General features: G+C 43.1%; 16 protein-coding genes. 15 read left to right on the forward strand and 1 reads right to left on the reverse strand.

The window, feature by feature from the left end; all coding sequences use genetic code 11:
* Positions 1-18: 18 nt before the first annotated feature.
* The 13 genes from LDK34_RS09645 to LDK34_RS09705 all read left to right on the forward strand — a co-directional run bounded on the left by LDK34_RS09645 (position 19) and on the right by LDK34_RS09705 (position 12,995).
* The gene (locus LDK34_RS09645) at positions 19-786 is read left to right on the forward strand and encodes a ParA family protein (RefSeq protein WP_017260806.1); all 768 of its coding nucleotides are present in this window, start codon (positions 19-21) and stop codon (positions 784-786) included.
* Positions 776-1,675, forward strand: a complete 900-nt coding sequence (locus tag LDK34_RS09650; RefSeq protein ID WP_161001961.1) for a ParB/RepB/Spo0J family partition protein — start codon at positions 776-778, stop codon at positions 1,673-1,675. The genes LDK34_RS09645 and LDK34_RS09650 overlap by 11 nt, the downstream gene beginning before the upstream one ends.
* A 39-nt stretch (positions 1,676-1,714) precedes the next feature.
* On the forward strand, positions 1,715-1,906 hold the full coding sequence (locus LDK34_RS09655; RefSeq protein WP_017260804.1) for a DUF951 domain-containing protein: 192 nt from the start codon (positions 1,715-1,717) through the stop codon (positions 1,904-1,906).
* Between the two features lie 24 nt (positions 1,907-1,930).
* The gene (gene ychF, locus LDK34_RS09660) at positions 1,931-3,034 is read left to right on the forward strand and encodes a redox-regulated ATPase YchF (RefSeq protein ID WP_178941924.1); all 1,104 of its coding nucleotides are present in this window, start codon (positions 1,931-1,933) and stop codon (positions 3,032-3,034) included.
* A 25-nt stretch (positions 3,035-3,059) separates the two neighbouring features.
* Entirely contained in the window at positions 3,060-3,830 is a 771-nt protein-coding gene (locus LDK34_RS09665; RefSeq protein ID WP_178941925.1) for a DUF1129 domain-containing protein, read from the forward strand.
* A gap of 167 nt (positions 3,831-3,997) precedes the next feature.
* Complete coding sequence (gene croR, locus LDK34_RS09670) at positions 3,998-4,687, forward strand: response regulator transcription factor CroR (RefSeq protein WP_017260801.1); 690 nt, start codon at positions 3,998-4,000, stop codon at positions 4,685-4,687.
* Positions 4,688-4,689: 2 nt separating this feature from the next.
* Entirely contained in the window at positions 4,690-5,826 is a 1,137-nt protein-coding gene (locus tag LDK34_RS09675) for a sensor histidine kinase (protein ID WP_026017036.1), read from the forward strand.
* 299 nt (positions 5,827-6,125) lie between these two features.
* Positions 6,126-9,320, forward strand: a complete 3,195-nt coding sequence (locus LDK34_RS09680; protein WP_236941803.1) for a YhgE/Pip domain-containing protein — start codon at positions 6,126-6,128, stop codon at positions 9,318-9,320.
* A 271-nt stretch (positions 9,321-9,591) separates the two neighbouring features.
* Positions 9,592-10,047 (forward strand): MarR family winged helix-turn-helix transcriptional regulator, encoded by a 456-nt coding sequence (locus tag LDK34_RS09685; protein WP_178941926.1) that lies wholly within the window; start codon positions 9,592-9,594, stop codon positions 10,045-10,047.
* Positions 10,048-10,199: 152 nt separating this feature from the next.
* Positions 10,200-10,751 (forward strand): tyrosine-type recombinase/integrase, encoded by a 552-nt coding sequence (locus LDK34_RS09690; RefSeq protein ID WP_178941927.1) that lies wholly within the window; start codon positions 10,200-10,202, stop codon positions 10,749-10,751.
* 366 nt (positions 10,752-11,117) lie between these two features.
* Positions 11,118-11,576 (forward strand): MarR family winged helix-turn-helix transcriptional regulator, encoded by a 459-nt coding sequence (locus tag LDK34_RS09695; protein ID WP_178941928.1) that lies wholly within the window; start codon positions 11,118-11,120, stop codon positions 11,574-11,576.
* A gap of 287 nt (positions 11,577-11,863) precedes the next feature.
* Positions 11,864-12,688, forward strand: a complete 825-nt coding sequence (locus LDK34_RS09700) for an AzlC family ABC transporter permease (protein WP_017263096.1) — start codon at positions 11,864-11,866, stop codon at positions 12,686-12,688.
* Entirely contained in the window at positions 12,681-12,995 is a 315-nt protein-coding gene (locus LDK34_RS09705; RefSeq protein ID WP_236941798.1) for an AzlD domain-containing protein, read from the forward strand. Before LDK34_RS09700 ends, LDK34_RS09705 begins: the two co-directional genes overlap by 8 nt.
* A gap of 460 nt (positions 12,996-13,455) precedes the next feature.
* On the opposite strand, the gene LDK34_RS09710 is transcribed toward LDK34_RS09705, so the two are convergent.
* Positions 13,456-14,631: an SAM-dependent methyltransferase gene (locus tag LDK34_RS09710; protein WP_017263094.1), complete on the reverse strand. Its 1,176-nt coding sequence runs from the start codon at positions 14,629-14,631 to the stop codon at positions 13,456-13,458.
* 623 nt (positions 14,632-15,254) lie between these two features.
* Between LDK34_RS09710 and LDK34_RS09715 the strand changes: the two genes are divergently transcribed.
* Together LDK34_RS09715 and LDK34_RS09720 are read left to right on the forward strand one after the other, a co-directional pair.
* Positions 15,255-16,430 carry an ROK family protein gene (locus LDK34_RS09715; RefSeq protein ID WP_236941799.1) on the forward strand — a complete coding sequence of 392 codons (1,176 nt, stop codon included), beginning with the start codon at positions 15,255-15,257 and terminating at the stop codon, positions 16,428-16,430.
* Between the two features lie 178 nt (positions 16,431-16,608).
* Positions 16,609-17,694, forward strand: coding sequence for an AI-2E family transporter (locus LDK34_RS09720; RefSeq protein ID WP_178941930.1), 1,086 nt, complete (start codon positions 16,609-16,611; stop codon positions 17,692-17,694).
* Positions 17,695-17,735: the final 41 nt, after the last annotated feature.

Raw genomic sequence — 17,735 nt, forward strand, 5'->3', positions numbered from 1 at the left:
TATGAGGAGTTAACGTTGATGGGATATGTAATTGCGCTCGCAAATCAAAAGGGTGGTGTTGGTAAAACAACAACCAGCGTCAACCTTGGTGCGTGCCTGGCTAATCAGGGTCAAAAGATTCTATTAGTCGACACAGATGCTCAGGGTAATGCAACGAGTGGGATTGGGATTCAAAAGGCCAATATTCAAAAGGATATTTATGATGTGTTGGTTAATGAAACCCCAATTTCAGAAGTTATTTTACCGACTAATCATCCAGGCATGGATATTGTACCCGCAACGATTCAGTTGTCCGGTGCTGAAATTGAACTGACCAACTTGATGGCCCGTGAAACACGGCTTAAGGATGCCCTTCAAGAGGTGCATGACGACTATGACTTCATCTTAATCGACTGCCCACCGTCACTTGGACTGCTTACGATTAACGCCTTTACGGCCAGTGATTCCATTTTGATTCCCGTTCAAAGTGAATATTACGCTTTGGAAGGGCTTAGCCAGCTATTAAACACAATTAAACTGGTTCAGAAACACTTTAACCGTAGTTTGCGCATCGAAGGGGTATTACTAACCATGTTTGATGCGCGGACTAACTTGGGTGCTCAGGTTAATGCCGAAGTTCAAAAATACTTTGGTGATCGCGTCTATAAAACAATTATTCCGCGTAACGTTCGTTTGTCAGAAGCGCCTAGTCACGGACTCGCCATCATTGATTACGATCCGAAGTCACGGGGCGCCGAAGTTTATTCACAATTAGCAGAGGAGGTCCTCGAAGCGCATGGCAAGTAAGAAAACGACTGGAAAAGGCCTCGGCAAGGGAATTAACGCGTTGTTCGAGGAAAATGGGTTGGCTGACAGTCTTAATGATGTGACTGCTGAACAAGTCGAGGATGTTGCACTGTCAGACATTCGGCCTAATCCTTATCAACCACGGCGCACGTTTGACCGCAAGGCGCTAAAAGAACTCGCAAGCTCAATTGAAAAATCAGGAGTCTTTCAACCAATCATCGTTCGACAACCTGATGAAAAATTAAATCGTTACGAAATCATTGCCGGTGAACGTCGTTTTCGGGCGTCCAAATTAGCTGGTAAGAGTAGTATTCCTGCCATTGTTCGGACTATGAACGAACAGGAAATGATGGAAGTTGCCGTGTTGGAAAACTTGCAACGTGAGGACCTGACTCCGCTTGAAGAAGCTGAGGCCTACCAAACGTTGATGAGTAAGCTCAACCTGACGCAAGCTGAGGTATCAGCACGTTTAGGTAAGAGCCGGCCTTATATTGCTAACTACATTCGTTTGCTCGGATTACCAGATGTCATTAAAAAAATGTTAGCTGATAACGAGTTATCGATGGGTCAAGCAAGAACATTGCTTGGTCTGAAGGATAAGCGTAAAGTGGTTGCGCTGGCACGCCGCGTCGTTAAGAACGGTATGACCGTGCGCGAGTTGGAAAAAGTGGTTGGTGAGATGAATGGCGATAAGCAAAAGGTTGCCAAGACACCGGTAAAGAAATCTGCCTATGTGCGGGCTTCTGAGGACCAGCTACAAGAGAAATTTGGCACGAAAGTCCAAATTTCAAACGCCAACAATGAAGGTCAAGGGCACATCGAAATTGACTATATGTCAAATGACGATCTTAGCCGGATCTTAGATATTTTAGGCATCTCATTGGATTAATTGTTAGTCACGCAACACGAAAACAGCGGAGGTTAAGCGATGTACGACAAAGGCGACGTTGTTGAAATGAAAAAGCCACATCCGTGTGGCACTAATGAGTGGGAAATTTTGCGTTTAGGCGCAGACATTAAGATTAAATGCCTCGGTTGTGGGCACATGATTATGATGCCACGGCGGGAGTTTGAAAAGAAACTCAAGAAGATTCTCCGCAAGGCATCGGCAGCCGAATAAACAAAGAAAGTGTGAAGGGTTAACATGGCTTTAACAGCAGGAATTGTTGGACTACCAAACGTTGGTAAGTCCACGCTTTTCAACGCAATTACCAAGGCGGGTGCCGAGATGGCAAACTACCCGTTCGCAACGATTGAACCAAACGTGGGGATGGTTGAAGTGCCCGACTCACGGCTTGACCGGATTCAAGAAATCGAACCAGCTGACAAGGTTGTGCCAACAACGTTTGAATTCACCGACATTGCTGGGATCGTTAAGGGTGCCAGCAAGGGTGAAGGACTTGGCAACAAGTTCCTTGAAAACATTCGCCAGGTTAACGCGATCGTTCATGTGGTCCGGGCCTTTGATGATGACAACATCACCAGTGTTACAGGCACGGTTGACCCATTGGAAGATATCGACACCATTAATACTGAGCTGATTATTGCCGACTTGGACGCTGTGAACAAACGGTATGCCAAGGTTGAAAAGGCAGCTACGAACGCTAAGGAAAAGGATGCCATTGCTGAATATGGTGTGCTGAAGCGCATTAAACCAGTTTTGGAGGCCGGTAAATCCGTGCGGACGTTGGACTTTGACAAGGATGAACAGAAAATTGTCAACGGCTTGTTCTTATTAACATCCAAGCCAGTTCTGTACGTGGCCAACATTGCTGAAGATGACATGGCTGACCCGGAAGCTTCTGAGTACGTTAAGCAGATTGAAAAGTTTGCAGCAACAGAAGGTAGTGGTGTGGTTGCTGTTTCGGCGAAGACTGAAGAAGAAATTGCCGAAATGGACGATGAAGATAAGCCAGAATTCCTTGAAGCTGAAGGTGTTGACGAACCAGGTTTGAACAAGCTGATTCGTGCTTCATACAAACTTCTCGGTTTGGAAACCTTCTTTACCGCTGGTGGTAAGGAAACACGCGCTTGGACTTATCGTGCTGGCACAAAGGCACCACAAGCTGCCGGAATTATTCACTCTGACTTCGAACGTGGGTTTATTCGTGCCGAAGTTATGTCCTTTAACGATTTAGACAGTCTCGGCAGTGTCCAAAAAGTCCGTGAGGCTGGTAAGTTACGGCTTGAAGGTAAGGACTACGTCATGCAAGACGGCGACATCGTTGAATTCCGGTTCAACGTTTAGAAATTGACACATAAGGAGATTTATTGTGACTGAAGAAAATCGCGAACGTAACGCGGGTGCTAAACAAGAGCATCATGGTCAAATTCGGACTGATACAAGCCGATTTAACGATCAAGGGTTGACTAAACGTAACGAAGAATTTATGTACCAGTTAAACAAAATCTTGGATCAACGGGATTATACTGGCGAACAGCGTAACGTTAAGGTAGAAGATACGTTAAATAAGCTGAAGGAAGGCCAAAAGACTGGTCAAACTGCTAAACAGTTGTTTGGCACGCCAACGGCCCACGCCGATGAGCTGATTAACGGACCTGCCAAGAATACAAATGGTGACGGCGCTGAACCAGCAGGATTCTGGCCAACCGCTGCTGACAGTGCTCTGAGTATCTTGGCCATTTTCACGGCGATGTATGGAATCTTGGGCTTCTTCTCCAAACAGCCAGCACAGCAGTCTGGTCAAATGGGCATTGTCGGTATTCTGATCGTGTCAATTGTCTTTGGTCTGGGTTGGTCATGGTTAACGCCAATGTTGAACCCAACTGATCGTCGCAAACGTTTGCCACTATGGCGAATCTTGTTAGCGATGGCAGGACTACTGGTATTGATTCTGGTTCTCTTCATGGGTGTCAGTTTGTTACCACCAGTCGTTAACCCGATCTTGCCAGCATGGTTGTACATCTTGCTGGCCTTGGCTGCATTTGGTGCTGATTTGTGGCTCCGTCGCCGTTTCAACATCATTGGTGGGATGTTTGCTAACCCCAACAATGCGCGGAACAGACAGAATCAACGTAAGTAAATTTGTGAATTCTAAAGCTGCCATAAGTATGGTGGCTTTTTCCTTTGCTCTTTCTTAATTTGTCCCAGCCGTCAATGTCTAGTAGAATAGACCACAGGTATTTCGCTCCGTAGTCGACTTGATTACGTTGAGCACACCACGTGTTCCAATAATGGAGGAAAATGTCGATGAAGATTTTAGTGGTTGACGACGACAAAGAAATCGCACAGTTATTAGAAATTTACATTAAAAATGAAGGTTACGAACCAATTTCAGCCTATACCGGTAAGGACGCTTTAACAAAGCTGAACACCAATCCTGATATTGGCTTGATGATTTTGGACATTATGATGCCTGAAATGAACGGGATTGAAGTGGTTAAACAAGTTCGTAAGGACTCACAAATTCCGATTTTGATTCTATCGGCTAAAACTGGTGATATGGACAAGATTCAGGGATTAATCTCTGGAGCTGACGACTACGTTACTAAGCCATTCAACCCACTTGAAGTGATGGCTCGGGTAAAGTCATTATTACGTCGGTCCGAAGATCACGTTACCAGTGACACACCTGACGTCTTAGACATTGGACCATTGACCATCAATAAAGACTCACACGAAGTCAAAACGATTGATGGGCAAACGATTCAATTAACAGCTTTGGAATTTGGTATTTTATACCTGTTGGCGAGTCATCCAAACCGTGTTTTCTCAGCTGATGATATCTTTGAACGTGTTTGGCAACAAGAATCCGTTGTGTCCGCTAAAACGGTTATGGTTCACGTGAGTCATCTACGTGACAAGATTGAAGAAGCAACTAACGGCGAGAAAGTCATCGAAACCGTTTGGGGCGTTGGTTACAAGATTGAGGCACACTAATGATGAAACTAACTCCACGCGAAAAGTGGTCGTTAATTTTTGAAGGGGTAGTAACCATTGTGTTGCTGCTCCTTTTAAATCTATCGCTGGTTGTGATTTTGAACGATCTGTTGCACTCTAATCCGGGAATTGCCGGTGGGGTGTACATGATCAAACGGTCACTGGTGATTGGTGGACGGTACATTTGGAGCTATCAAAATATTTTTATTGCAGTCATGATTCTTATCGATTGTGCTGTTTTGTATTGGCGGTTAATCAGACGCTACCATCTTTATCAGATGAATCATATCATCGACGAATTGCACTACATTTCAGACGGTCACTTGGAGCATCGTATTTCATTCAAACTGAATCATCGTTTGCAGCGGGTCGTGGATTCGGTCAACTCCTTGGTTGATTCCGCCACTCAGTCAATGAATGATGAACGCCAGGCAGAACGTTCTAAGGATGAATTGATTACAAACGTCAGTCATGACATTCGAACACCACTAACGTCCATTATTGGCTATTTGGGCTTGATTGAGAATAACCAGTACCAGACAGATGAAGATTTGGTCAAATACTCTCACATTGCCTATTTGAAGGCCACTCAGATGAAATCGCTGGTGGAAGATCTGTTTGAGTACCTGAAAATGCGCGGTACTGAAGCTGAGCTAACCATTAATGAAATTAACTTCAGTCAAATGCTCGAACAGTTAGCTGCCAGTTACGAATTAGAAGCGAGTCGGAAACAACTGACAATTACGTCGACGACTGTTCCTGACAACATTATGATGGAGGCTGATGCTGAGAAGTTGGGGCGTGTGTTCAATAACCTGATTTCAAACGCGCTTAAGTATGGTGAGAACGCAACGTTTATCGAACTGAATGCCAAGCTAAAGGGCAACGAAGTTATCGTGCGTGTTTCCAACGATGGTCGTGAAATTCCAACGGCGGCGTTAAATCAGCTGTTTGAACGTTTCTACCGCGTTGAAGAATCACGTTCGAAGGAAACTGGCGGGACTGGACTAGGCTTGGCCATTGCGCAAAGTATCGTCGAGCGTCATGGTGGCTATATCTTTGCTGAGTCCGATGAAAACCTCACGAGTTTTGTGATCCACTTACCGATTCATCACGATCAGCCATTGCAACAGCCCTAAATAACTGCTGTTATATAGAAGAGATAATCCGTTTCAAACGAAAAAATTCGTTTCGAAACGGATTTTTTTGTGTTTTTGAAATGCCGTAGAACCGCATTGTTAAGCGCTGTCAACGAAGTGGAATAATTAAGAAAACGTTTTAGTGCACTGATAAATGGTTGAGGTTTGTTAACAATCGGTGTATATTGTGGACTTGTAATGTCCGCAATGAAATGCTTATTTTTTGTGGGCACGGTCGTATAAAAATGTTTGTATGTAACTTAGAATGACGAGAGAAAAAGAGGTGGCACCACGTGAAGATGATTGCGAATGAATGGAAGTTTATTGGAAAGAATCGGTTAATTCTGATTTCCGTTCTTGCCATTATGATCATTCCGTTCTTGTACAGTATTTTCTTCTTAAAGTCTGTTTGGAACCCATATGGGGAAACACAGCATCTGCCTGTTGCCGTTGTTAACAACGACCAACCGGTAAAATATCAAGGCCAGACGATGAACGTCGGGGACCAAGCAATTAAATCCTTGAAGAAGGATCATCAGCTTGGCTGGCGTTTCGTTTCCGAAAAGAAGGCTAAGCAAGGGTTAAAGGACAAGAAGTACTACACGATTGTTACTTTCCCAAAGGACACATCTAAGAACGCTGCGTCCGTGCTAAGCAAGAACCCTAAAAAGATGGATATCCAATACGAAACCAATGGATCGTTAAACTACATTGGTGAAGTTATCAGTCAGATTGGTGCCACTGGGTTAAACGAAAAAATTCGTCAAACAATCATCAAGGCTTATGCCGACGCAACTTTCCAACAAGTTAAGAAGGTTGGGAAGGGGATGAATACCGCTGCTAAGGGTGCTAAGACTCTATCTAAGGGTCAAAAGACACTTGGCACTGGTATCGATACCTATACGGCTTACGTGAGCCAGGTGAATGATGGTGTCCAAACCATGAAAATGAGTGTTGGCCCATTGTCATCTGGTGTTGGTAAGTTGGCTGATGGCGGTAAGACGCTGAACAATGGTTTACAGACGTTGAACGGCAGTACTGGTCAATTGGCTGGCGGTGTAAATCAGCTTGCCAGCGGTTCAGGCCAGTTAGCCAGTGGTGTGCAAACGTACACTAACGGTGTTGGAACACTGAACTCTGGTATTCAAACGTTGAACGGCAGTACTGGTCAATTAGCCGGTGGTGTCGGTCAACTTGCTGGTGGTTCGAGTGCCCTAGCTAATGGTGTGCAGACGTACACGAACGGTGTCGGCCAGTTAGCCGGTGGTTCAGGCCAATTAGCTAGCGGCTTACAGACATACACAAACGGTGTTGGTTCCTTGAACTCTGGTATCCAAGAGTTGAATGGCAAAACTAGTCAGTTGGCTGGCGGAGTTGGCCAGCTAAATACAGGATCAAAGGATCTACTAACGAAGACTCAAGAACTATCGACTGGTGTAGCAGCCTTGGGATCGAATGTTGGTCAGGTTAATTCTGGTCTTGATAATTTAACGAACCAATTAACGCAGGCTCAAGGTTTAATGGATGGAATGAGCGATCGTGTTCAGACTGTTTCACAGATACAAGCGTTACAGAGTCAATTGAAAAATTCAGGTCTTGATACAGCATTAAATGATCTTCAACCTCTGATTAAGTTAGCACCACAATTACCTGCAATGAAGCAGCAGGCTTCACAAATTTCTGGTATGGCGGATCAACTTTCTAAGGCTCAGGCTGGTGCTAACGCAATTAAAGACGGAAACTCAAGTGCTGTTACTGCTTTAAATGGTTTGGCTGATAGTCAGAGTGATGCTAATTTGAAAGCACAATTGCAAGGAATAGCTAAAGGGCTACAACAATCGGCCGAGGGTGCGGGAAGTTTAAGCGACCAATTGGGCACAGCAGGTGGTCAATTGACTAATGTTAAATCGTTGGCCGACGAGTTAGGACAGATTAATTTATCTGATGCAGATATTAAGACACTGTCAAGTTTGTCCGACTTGCAAAAACAGTTAGCGACTATTGAGGGTTCGAAAACGTTAGCAACGTTGCAAAGTCCACAAACTCAGGCGGCATTAGATTCAATGCCTAAGACGATAAATGCTGCTTTAGCAAAGGGTGGTCAGATTGATCAATTGCGGTTATTTGCTAACAGTGTTGGTCAGTTGAATTCTAAAGTTAATCCAACGGACGGGTCGACCACGCTTGTTCAAGGTGTAAGCCAGCTTTCAGATGGTTTGGGTCAGCTAAACGGTCAAATTCCTGCATTAACTGGAGGGGTTTCACAGTTAGCAAATGGTTCTTCACAATTGAGCAACAATTCTGCAGCACTAGTAAATGGTGCTAACCAGATCAACGGTGGTTTGGGTCAACTAAATGCTAACTCTGGTTCTCTTGTATCAGGTGCCAACCAATTGAACGGTGGTCTTGGCCAATTGAACAGCCAGATTCCAACGTTAACAAACGGTGTTCAACAATTAGCAAATGGTTCATCACAACTGAACGCCAACTCTGGTGCACTTGTATCAGGTGCTAACCAGTTGAACGGTGGTATCGGTCAGTTGAACGCTCAGGTACCTCAATTAGTCGGCGGTGTTCAACAATTGGCTAATGGGTCTTACCAGCTTTCTGGTGGTTTGGATCAACTGAACAGTCAGATCCCAGCCTTAACAGATGGTGTTAACCAGCTTGCTGATGGTACTTCTCAATTGAACAGCAACTCGCCAGCCTTGAAGGACGGTACGAAGAAGCTGGTTACTGGTTCTGTTAAGCTGTCAGACGCACTTGGCAAAGGTGCTGATCAAGTTAACGCAATGCCATTAACTTCTAAGACCTCTGACATGTTTAGTGCACCAACCAAGTTGACACACAAGAGTTACAGTAAGGTTGCCAACTACGGTCACGCATTGGCACCATACGTGCTTTCAGTTGCCTTGTATGTTGGAGCAATCGTCTTCAACTTTGCCTACCCAATTCGGAAGGTTTCGATGTCTGGGCAAAGTGCAACGGCTTGGTTCTTCAGTAAGACCACGATTGGTTTAGTTGTTGCCGTGGTTCAAGCAGTTGCTGAAACTGGTTTGATGATGTTATTCGGCTTGTCAGCTGATCATCCTGGTCAGATGTTTGCCGTCTCAATTAGTTTCTCGATAGCGTCGATGTTCCTCGTCATGTTCCTGTCCATGTTACTGGATAACCCTGGTCGTTTTATCACCATGGTTCTTCTGATGTTGCAACTTGGTGGTTCAGGCGGTACCTTCCCAATGCAAGTAACAAACGGTTTCTACAATGCCATTCATCCATACTTGCCGATGACATACTCAATTCTTGGCTTACGTCAGGGATTAACATCCGGCTTGGGTAATGACACGGTTACACAGGCAGTTGGATTATTATTGCTCATGGCAGTAATCTTCGCATTCCTGTTATGGTTATCAATGTTGTTATTGCAACGCATGCATTTGCAAGGCTTCTCTCAGCTTGATGACAATCAAAAGTTACAAGATGTTGAAAAGTAGTCTTTTATAAAAAATTGCCACAGTCGTAATGACTGTGGCAATTTTTTTGCGTTACAGCAGGTGTGCGCAAATGATAATGACTTTAATAAAAATAAATAAGTGCTCGTTTATGCAATAATTTGATTGTGCGTGATATACTTTAAATATAAATTAATCCCATTGACTATAAACATCATATAAAAATAAATGTTTAACAGATTGACGGGATTGACATTAAACCATTCGTATTAAAAATGGTTGCGCAAGTTACGGATATATTAGGAGAAGTCAAATGCAAAATGAGCAACAACTTGAAATGGTGATTACTATGATGTCAGAAGGCTATTTGGCTAGTTTCCGGTCGATAGAGAAAACGCTGAAACGGGTTGCCAAAAAATTTGGACTAGGTTGGAGTAGCCTTTCTATTTTGAATCAGATAGCAAGTGATGCCAGCGTCACCACGGCTGATCTGATTCAGCAAAACCATATTTCCAAGGGAGCCGTGTCACTTCAAATTACCGAATTACTCAACCGAAATTTGATTAAAATTAGTGAAGATGAAAATGACCGGCGTCGACATCGACTTGAACTGACCAAACGTGGGGAAAAAGTGGCTGATCGAGTTCATACTCAGGCGACTGAGATTGCACAACGGGTTTTGAATGAAATGCCATTAACTGAAATGCAACGCCTGCACCAAAATTTTGCAACATTCGCGGAAACGTTGAATAGCACACCAATTAAGTGAGCTGGGTTGTAAGATACATACAGGACAAAGTAAGCGCAGATTATTCTGCGCTTTTTTTGTCCTTAATTAGGCATCAACCGCTGTATTAATGATTGCATCGAGTAAACTATTAATGGCAATAATCGTTGGATAAAAAAGCGGGAAACTATTTTATGACATATAATGTGCAACCATTGCGAACAGCAGTTGAAATTCAACAGTTTATTCATGCGGTCAGCGTTGGACGGTTTAGTAAACGTAATCGTTTTTTGGTGTTATTAGGCATGAACACAGGGCTACGGATGAGTGACATTGTCCGTTTGCGGGTCGCGGACGTTAGACGAATTCACAATTGTACGATTACGGAGCAGAAGACTGGTAAAAAGCGAATACTATATTTGGCAAGTATTCGTGAAGAAGTGATGACTTACATTGACGGCTTACCTGATAGTGCTTATCTTTTCGTCAGTAGTTATGGACAACCGCTACGTGTTAATTCGGTTTACAAAATCTTTCAAAAGGCGGCCTTGCAGCTCAATCGTCAAGATATCGGGACACACACATTACGGAAAACATTTGGATATCATTATTATCAGCAAACACATGATATTGCGACGTTAATGATTTTGTTAAACCATTCCAGTGAGTCTGTTACCAAACGTTACCTGGGCATCGAAGAGCTCGACATTCAAAATGCGTTGCGAGGTTTTCGTTTGGGAAAATAAAAAAGTCACGACTCTAGCAAGAATCGTGACTTAGCCTAAAATGTTCCACTAATAAAATTATAACATATATTCATTAATAATATGAATCGTTCAAGTAGTGAATTTTACAGTATTCCCAGTGTATTGGCATTTTTCAAAATTAGTAATATTCCCGACTGGTTTATTTTGAGCGAGCTAACGCACGGCATTTTGCTGATTTTAGTTTATTATTGTGTTTCCAATAAAACACGAATAAATTGTTACTGCTACAGCGGCGTTTTTAGAGCACAAAGTCACCATTTTTGCTATTTTAGTGAGTTTAAGGCAATCAGTGGCCGAAACCTTGGTTTAAAGGTGTTTCCATCAACAAACGAAGGTGGTGCACTCATGGACGAAACAACAAAACAGCAACAAATGGTCGTTGATATGATGACAGAAGGGTATTTGTCGAGCTTCCGCCAAATTGAAAAGGTTCTTGGGAAGGTTTCAAGCAAGTTTGGTGTTGGCTGGAGTGGACTATCAATTTTAAACCAGTTGGCCACGAACCAAAGCGCAAATGTGTCTGATCTGGCAGAAAAAAACCACGTGACTAAGGGCGCAATTTCAATTCAAATTTCTGAGTTAATGAAAGCCAAACTGATTGAGATGGACGAAGATCCCAACGATCGTCGGCGTCACATCGTTAAATTGACTTTCAAGGGTCAAAAAGTGGCCGATCATGAAGTTGCCCAGGCAAAAGATATGGCCTCACAAGTCTTGAATAACATGGGTGAAGCAGAAATGATGCGGCTGCATACTGACTTCGCAGCTTTTGCTCATCTTCTTGAAGATACTAAACTTGAATAGTTTTTTATGAGATAGTAATATATCTGAATTTTTAAACATTTCAGATATATTGCTGTCTTTTTTTACCGAATGTTCCTCCTTTGTTAAATAAAAACGCTTTCATTTGTCTCGATGTTCGTCAATCTCCATCTGCATGGTTACAAAGACATTTTAATCATGGTAAAATATACTCGCATTGTTTCGAGATATTCATTGAGTCTTACTTGTTTCTAAAGCGAACCGCTCAGTTTCATTCAAACGAACGGTGAGGGTTTAACTGAGCGTGCTTTAATGATGGAGGATGCATTTTGAAAAAGGAACCGGCGAACTGGCTGGCAGTGCTAAAGATTGCGATGCCGCTATGTTTAAGCTATATTCCCATTGGCTTGGCTTGTGGTGTGCTATTGCATGCGGGCGGTTTGAATACATGGTTGGTGGCACTTGTGTCATTGATCGTGTATTCAGGTGGTGCGCAATTTTTGATTGCCACCATGTTAACGATTCATGCACCAATTTCCCAGATTGTGATTATGCTGTTTTTCCTTGAATTACGGTATGCACTATTGGGTTCTAGTTTGTCACACTATCTCAAAAAGTCATCCCACAAATTTATTTTGGGTTTCGCGTTTTCACTAAACGACGAAAACTACGCGGTAAACTATTTGAAGTTTGCCACGGATAAATATTGGACACCAAGTAATGCCTTATTGGTTGAACACTATGCGTTGTACACCTGGGCATTTTCAAACGTGGTTGGGAGTTTAATCGGGTCATCATTACACATTAATTTAGTGATTGTTGACTTTGCATTGACTGCTTTATTCTTGTTTATGGTTACGATGCAGGTTAAGCGCCGTTTAACGCTGCTGACAGCCATTTTAGCGGGCGCATTATCTGCTTTCTTCTGTGTTGCGTTAAAGAGTACCTTAGGGATTGTGATTGCGACGTTGCTTGCCTCAACAGCTGGATTCTTGGCTGATCGGGTGATTCGTTCGATGGCACCGGGCAGTTCCCTACTGTACAAGGTTCGTGGTCCTTCGGGAACGCGCGAGACGATTAACGAACAGGAGCTGACTGAAGAGCGACTGTTGAAGGAAGAACAAGAGAAAGACAAGGATCACGACCATGAATGATTTAGCCTTAGTGTTATTGGCGGGAGTGGCGGCCTTTATTCCGCGGTACTTCCCAATGTTGTTTTTTTCCAAACGTAAAATTCCAGACTGGTTCAACGAGTGGATGGGCTTTGTGCCTGTGTCGTTGTTCACCGCGTTAATTGTGAAGCAAATTTTCGTCACCTCGACGTATACGTTTTCTGTAGGTAACATTGCCGCTATGATTTCCGCAGTGCTTGTCATTGTCATCGCGTACTTCACGCGTTCAATGACACTGTCCGTGGTATTGGGGTTGTTGCTCATGTGGGCATTAACAACATTCTTATAAAATTAAATGAATTTACAGCTGACTATCGTTTCTTGATGGTCAGTTTTTTTGTGCATGCAAGCTACTTTCTCACATCGTTATGCTGAATAAAGTTATCGCCTGGTAACTTTCCGCCTGTTGTCGAATATGCTGTCTTGTCTTGCACTTACAATTGCTAAAGTTGTCAATAATCCATAATGTGAGTGAAGTCGGGCAGGGAGAGAATTCCGTGAAGGCAACACTTGGTGGCGGGTCTTGGCCACGTAGTGTTGCGGGACGACTTTTGAGACGGTTTGTGGCTCAAAATCGAGGTTAAAGACTCCGGTTTGGGGAGGCTGAGGACCGGTCCCACGGAATGGCATCCCTGCCAGACGGAACGGGAAACTACGTGCAGGCCTTTCCGTTTTTTTGACTACTGTAACTTAGCTTGACGGAAATAAAAAACAACTGTCAAGAAATTGACAGTTGTTGGTGTGAAACATTATTTGTACATATAATCCCGTGTCATTGGCAGCACGCGACCAGATGCACCTTTAGTGAGCAGGAACTGAATGACGTCGATGTTACCAGACTGGAACGAAGCCGCACATGCCTGCAGGTACAAGTCCCACATACGCATGAAGCGTTCGTCGAATTGTTTGGCAATTTCGTCACGATGCTCATTGAAATTCTTGTCCCAGATTTCCGTGGTCCGTTGATAATGACGACGTAGTGGTTCCATGTCGTCGACCTGCAGACCAGCGTCGATCATGTGGTCGATGTTTTCCGTTAAACCGGGAACATAACCACCTGGGAAGATGTATTTGTCGAGCCAAGCGTTCGTGGCACCGCCTTGTTGACGAGTAATGCCATGAATCAAGGCGACACCGTCATCAGTCAGGTATTTGGCCACACACTTGAAGTAGGCGCCCAAGTTTTCCTTACCAACATGTTCAAACATCCCAACTGAGGTGATGTAATCCCACGTTTCGTTACCTAATTCGCGGTAGTCTTCCAAACGAACTTCGGCAACGTCTTGTAAGTCTTCATCGATAATCCGTTGTTTAACCAAGTCATATTGTTCTTGGCTTAGCGTGATCCCAGTGACCTTTAAACCGTATTCTTTGGCAGCCGTGAGCATTAAAGTACCCCAGCCACAACCAATGTCCAACAGACGTTTGCCAGGTTGAGGGTCAAGCTTCTTGATAATGTGATGAACCTTGTTCAACTGTGCTTGTTCCAAGGTGTCATCATCATGCTCGAAGTAAGCACATGAGTAAGTTAACGTTGGATCCAACCACAATTTATAGAAGTCATTACCAACATCGTAATGTTTTTGAATGTCTTCCTTAGAATGTGACTCACTGTGTGACTGCTTTGGCATGAACCGTTTGAACTTACTGTTGTTAAAGAAACTGCCAGCACTTTCATAAGCGGACTCGATCAGCTTTTGAATACTTCCGTCAATCTCGATGCGGCCGTCCATAACAGCTTCACCAAGTGCCAATGACGCGTTGCGCGTTAATGACTTGATTGGCACAAGTTCATGAAAGGTAACTGTCACCTGTGGTTCGCCGTCACCACCATAAACATCGCTGGTGCCGTCCCAATAATTGACACGCACAGGGATGTTGAATGAGTGACTGAGAAATGTCTTGTAAAATGTCTTATCCAGCATGAATCCTTCTGTTCCTTTCTCGTTAACCGTTTGATGGTAGTGCCCGTATGGCAAAAATGCCATCATGTTTTTTAAAAATACAATCTTCAGTATAACGCTGTTTGCCAAAACACCCAACGCTTTAAACATGGCTAAAAATGCTTTATATAAGTCGATTTGTTCAGAACGCAAACAAACTTGATTTAGATTGTCAGTTAATTTACCAATTCTTTCTAACAAAAGATTTGCAGGAAATTTCTTCAGGATATAAAATTCAGTAGTTTAGAAAAGCCGGATGATTGTATTGGTATAGACTATGCTATCTTGTTATACTGACGGTGTAATCATCTTTTGATTAATTGGTTTTAAATATAGTAGGTCCTTTATTTAAGGTTGTAACGTCACTCGAAAAGCATCGGTTAGTTAGTTTGTAAAGCGGACACGAAAGGAATTAGACAAAACATTGTTCAATACAGGGCTAAAAATGCCTATTTTGTGTACTTTTACGTACTAGCATTTTATTATGAATATATAAAGATGTTTATAGGCGACGTTAGGAGGGTAGAGATAACGAATTAAATCTAATCGTTCTGTTAAGACACTTAATGGGCAATTAGATTTAGATCATTTGTTATCGCGTTAAAATGATTATTAATAAGCACATCATGCGCAGCACCAATGAAAAGCAGGTGCTCCAACAAATTATTAATGAAGGACCAATTTCGCGTAGCCAGATTTCACGTAATCTGGAGTTAAATAAGGAGACTGTTTCTGATATTTATAATCAGTTATTGAAGTCCGGTGTTATTCGTGAGGTTGGTCACGGTGTTAGCACTAAAAACGGTGGTCGCCGACCAGTAATGGGAGAACTTAACGTTAGCAAAAACTACGTTATGGCAATTAACCTGGGCAGCAGTAGTGTTGATATCTTAATTAGTCGCTTTAACGCATCTAAGTTAAGCGCCCAAACGATTGATACAGAGGGTATTAATTTAACTACTGTTATGGATATGATTACGGCGGCGATTGCTAAGGCGGTTGGTCAATTAAGTGACGAATCATTGGCTGGTATTGCGTTTGTGATTGACGGCACTGTTTATAACAATCACATTATTAATACAGAACTCAAAGGCCTGGAAAACTTTGACCTGGCTAAGTACTTTGCTGATAAATTCCAGGTGCCGGTATTGATTGAAAACGCAGCTAATCTGTCAGCTATTTATGAGCGTGATTTTCATGACAATGAGCTGTTTAAGAATCTGGTTACATTGATGATTGGTAAACACTTGCGGGCAGGTATCGTTGCAGACCAGCATCTGTATACCGGTCATGAGGGTCATGCTGGTGAAGTTGGTGAAGCCTACCTTGTAGATCGTTATGACCATAGTAAGATGGCTGCCGCCGACGTTTATGCGTCTGAACCAGCCCTAAACAAGGCGATTCGGGAACGTATGGGTTGGCAGGAAATGGACTTTGCAAAGCTTACCGAGGCCTATTACCACAAGGATGAGCGGGTTATGGAACCGATTGATGATTTTGCCTACTACCTGTCTCGGGTTTTGACGAATCTTTCCACGAGTTTTGCTCCGGACGTGGTGATCTTAAATGGGGATATGTTCAAACGTTTCCCACAGATTCTTCAATCTGTTCGTAATTCACTTGTTCAGATGATGCCCGATGGCGACACGCCTGTCATTCTGACCAAGGGATACACTGAATCTGCTTTGTTGGGGGCCACTTCATATATCATTCACCACGCGCTGGGACTCGATGATTTGAAGCTGGATTTCCAGGCCAAGGCTGAAAGTGTTGCCGAATAGTATTAATTTCAATGATTAAAATCGTTTCTGACGATTTTCAAAGGGTAGTCGACTAATAGTGCCGACTACTTTTTTTAGTCCAAAAATTAAGTTCTTCATGAGTTTGTGGTGCTGTGAGTGGCTGAAAAATGGGCAGTGAGTTACAGTTAGAGCAGAGAAATTATTGGGGGATTTGGTTGTGACAACATACTATCAACGATTTGTGAAAAACGTGTCGCTGCGGCGTTGGACCGTGTTGGGATTCATCGTGCTGGCGCTGTGGCTAATGCGTTCTATGATTAGCATTGTCCTGTTAACATTTGTGTTTACCTTTTTGGTTACTCGGCTGACACAGTTTATCCGCCGATTTGTGAAGATACCAGCGGCAGTGATTGTGATTGCCATTTACTTGTTAGTGATTCTGGGATTATATTCAGGGATTACGAATTATATTCCCAAACTAATTGATGAAACGGTCAAAATGGCGAATACCGTTTACAATTTTTATCGAAATCCATCGCATGACACGAACTATGTGGTGAATTTCATTAATCAGTATGCCAAACGGTTAGACTTCATGAATCAGCTTAAAAACTGGGCGACCATCATTTTGAATTACGTCGGCTATATCGGGCAAATGGCGTTAACCTTGTTCTTCTCGTTGATTCTGAGTTTCTTCTTCACTGTCGAGAACAAGCGGGTGCGCGAATTTTCACACCTGTTTTTGGACTCTACATACGGGTGGTTCTTTCAAGACGTTTCCTATCTATTTAAGAAGTTCATCAACACGTTTGGTGTTGTTATTGAAGCGCAATTTTTCATTGCTATCTGCAATACAGTGATTACAACGGTCACGCTGGCTTTCATGCGGATGCCACAGTTGCCAACCTTGGCGTTAATGATCTTTATTCTAAGTTTGATTCCGGTGGCAGGGGTAATTATTTCCGTAGTTCCGCTTGGCTTAATTGGTTATTCTGTCGGTGGTCTGGACTACGTCATTTATATTTTGGTAATGATCCTCGTGGTGCACACGTTGGAAGCCTATGTGTTGAATCCACAGTTTTATGCTAGTCGAACCGAGTTGCCCATCTTCTATACGTTTGTCGTTTTACTAGTTGGTGAGCGTTTATTCGGTGTCTGGGGACTGATTTTCGGCGTGCCACTATTTACATTTTTCCTTGATCTACTGGGCGTTAAGTCAATTGGTCGCGAACGACCGAGTATCAAACGGATGCGGGAACGCCGACGTGCCAAACGTGAGTCCAGCGTGAATGACGGAAAGTAGTGTGACCTATGTAATTTGTGTCGGATTTCGGTTATAATGAA

The organism is Furfurilactobacillus milii, assembly GCF_021654115.1.
In the GTDB taxonomy this organism is placed as follows: domain Bacteria; phylum Bacillota; class Bacilli; order Lactobacillales; family Lactobacillaceae; genus Furfurilactobacillus; species Furfurilactobacillus milii.

Coding starts and splice junctions, on each gene's coding strand:
- LDK34_RS09645 (WP_017260806.1), top strand. CDS start 19: ATGGGATATGTAATTGCGCTCGCAAATCAAAAGGGTGGTGTTGGTAAA.
- LDK34_RS09650 (WP_161001961.1), top strand. CDS start 776: ATGGCAAGTAAGAAAACGACTGGAAAAGGCCTCGGCAAGGGAATTAAC.
- LDK34_RS09655 (WP_017260804.1), top strand. CDS start 1,715: ATGTACGACAAAGGCGACGTTGTTGAAATGAAAAAGCCACATCCGTGT.
- ychF (WP_178941924.1), top strand. CDS start 1,931: ATGGCTTTAACAGCAGGAATTGTTGGACTACCAAACGTTGGTAAGTCC.
- croR (WP_017260801.1), top strand. CDS start 3,998: ATGAAGATTTTAGTGGTTGACGACGACAAAGAAATCGCACAGTTATTA.
- LDK34_RS09675 (WP_026017036.1), top strand. CDS start 4,690: ATGAAACTAACTCCACGCGAAAAGTGGTCGTTAATTTTTGAAGGGGTA.
- LDK34_RS09680 (WP_236941803.1), top strand. CDS start 6,126: ATGATTGCGAATGAATGGAAGTTTATTGGAAAGAATCGGTTAATTCTG.
- LDK34_RS09685 (WP_178941926.1), top strand. CDS start 9,592: ATGCAAAATGAGCAACAACTTGAAATGGTGATTACTATGATGTCAGAA.
- LDK34_RS09690 (WP_178941927.1), top strand. CDS start 10,200: ATGACATATAATGTGCAACCATTGCGAACAGCAGTTGAAATTCAACAG.
- LDK34_RS09695 (WP_178941928.1), top strand. CDS start 11,118: ATGGACGAAACAACAAAACAGCAACAAATGGTCGTTGATATGATGACA.
- LDK34_RS09705 (WP_236941798.1), top strand. CDS start 12,681: ATGAATGATTTAGCCTTAGTGTTATTGGCGGGAGTGGCGGCCTTTATT.
- LDK34_RS09710 (WP_017263094.1), bottom strand. CDS start 14,631: ATGCTGGATAAGACATTTTACAAGACATTTCTCAGTCACTCATTCAAC.
- LDK34_RS09715 (WP_236941799.1), top strand. CDS start 15,255: ATGATTATTAATAAGCACATCATGCGCAGCACCAATGAAAAGCAGGTG.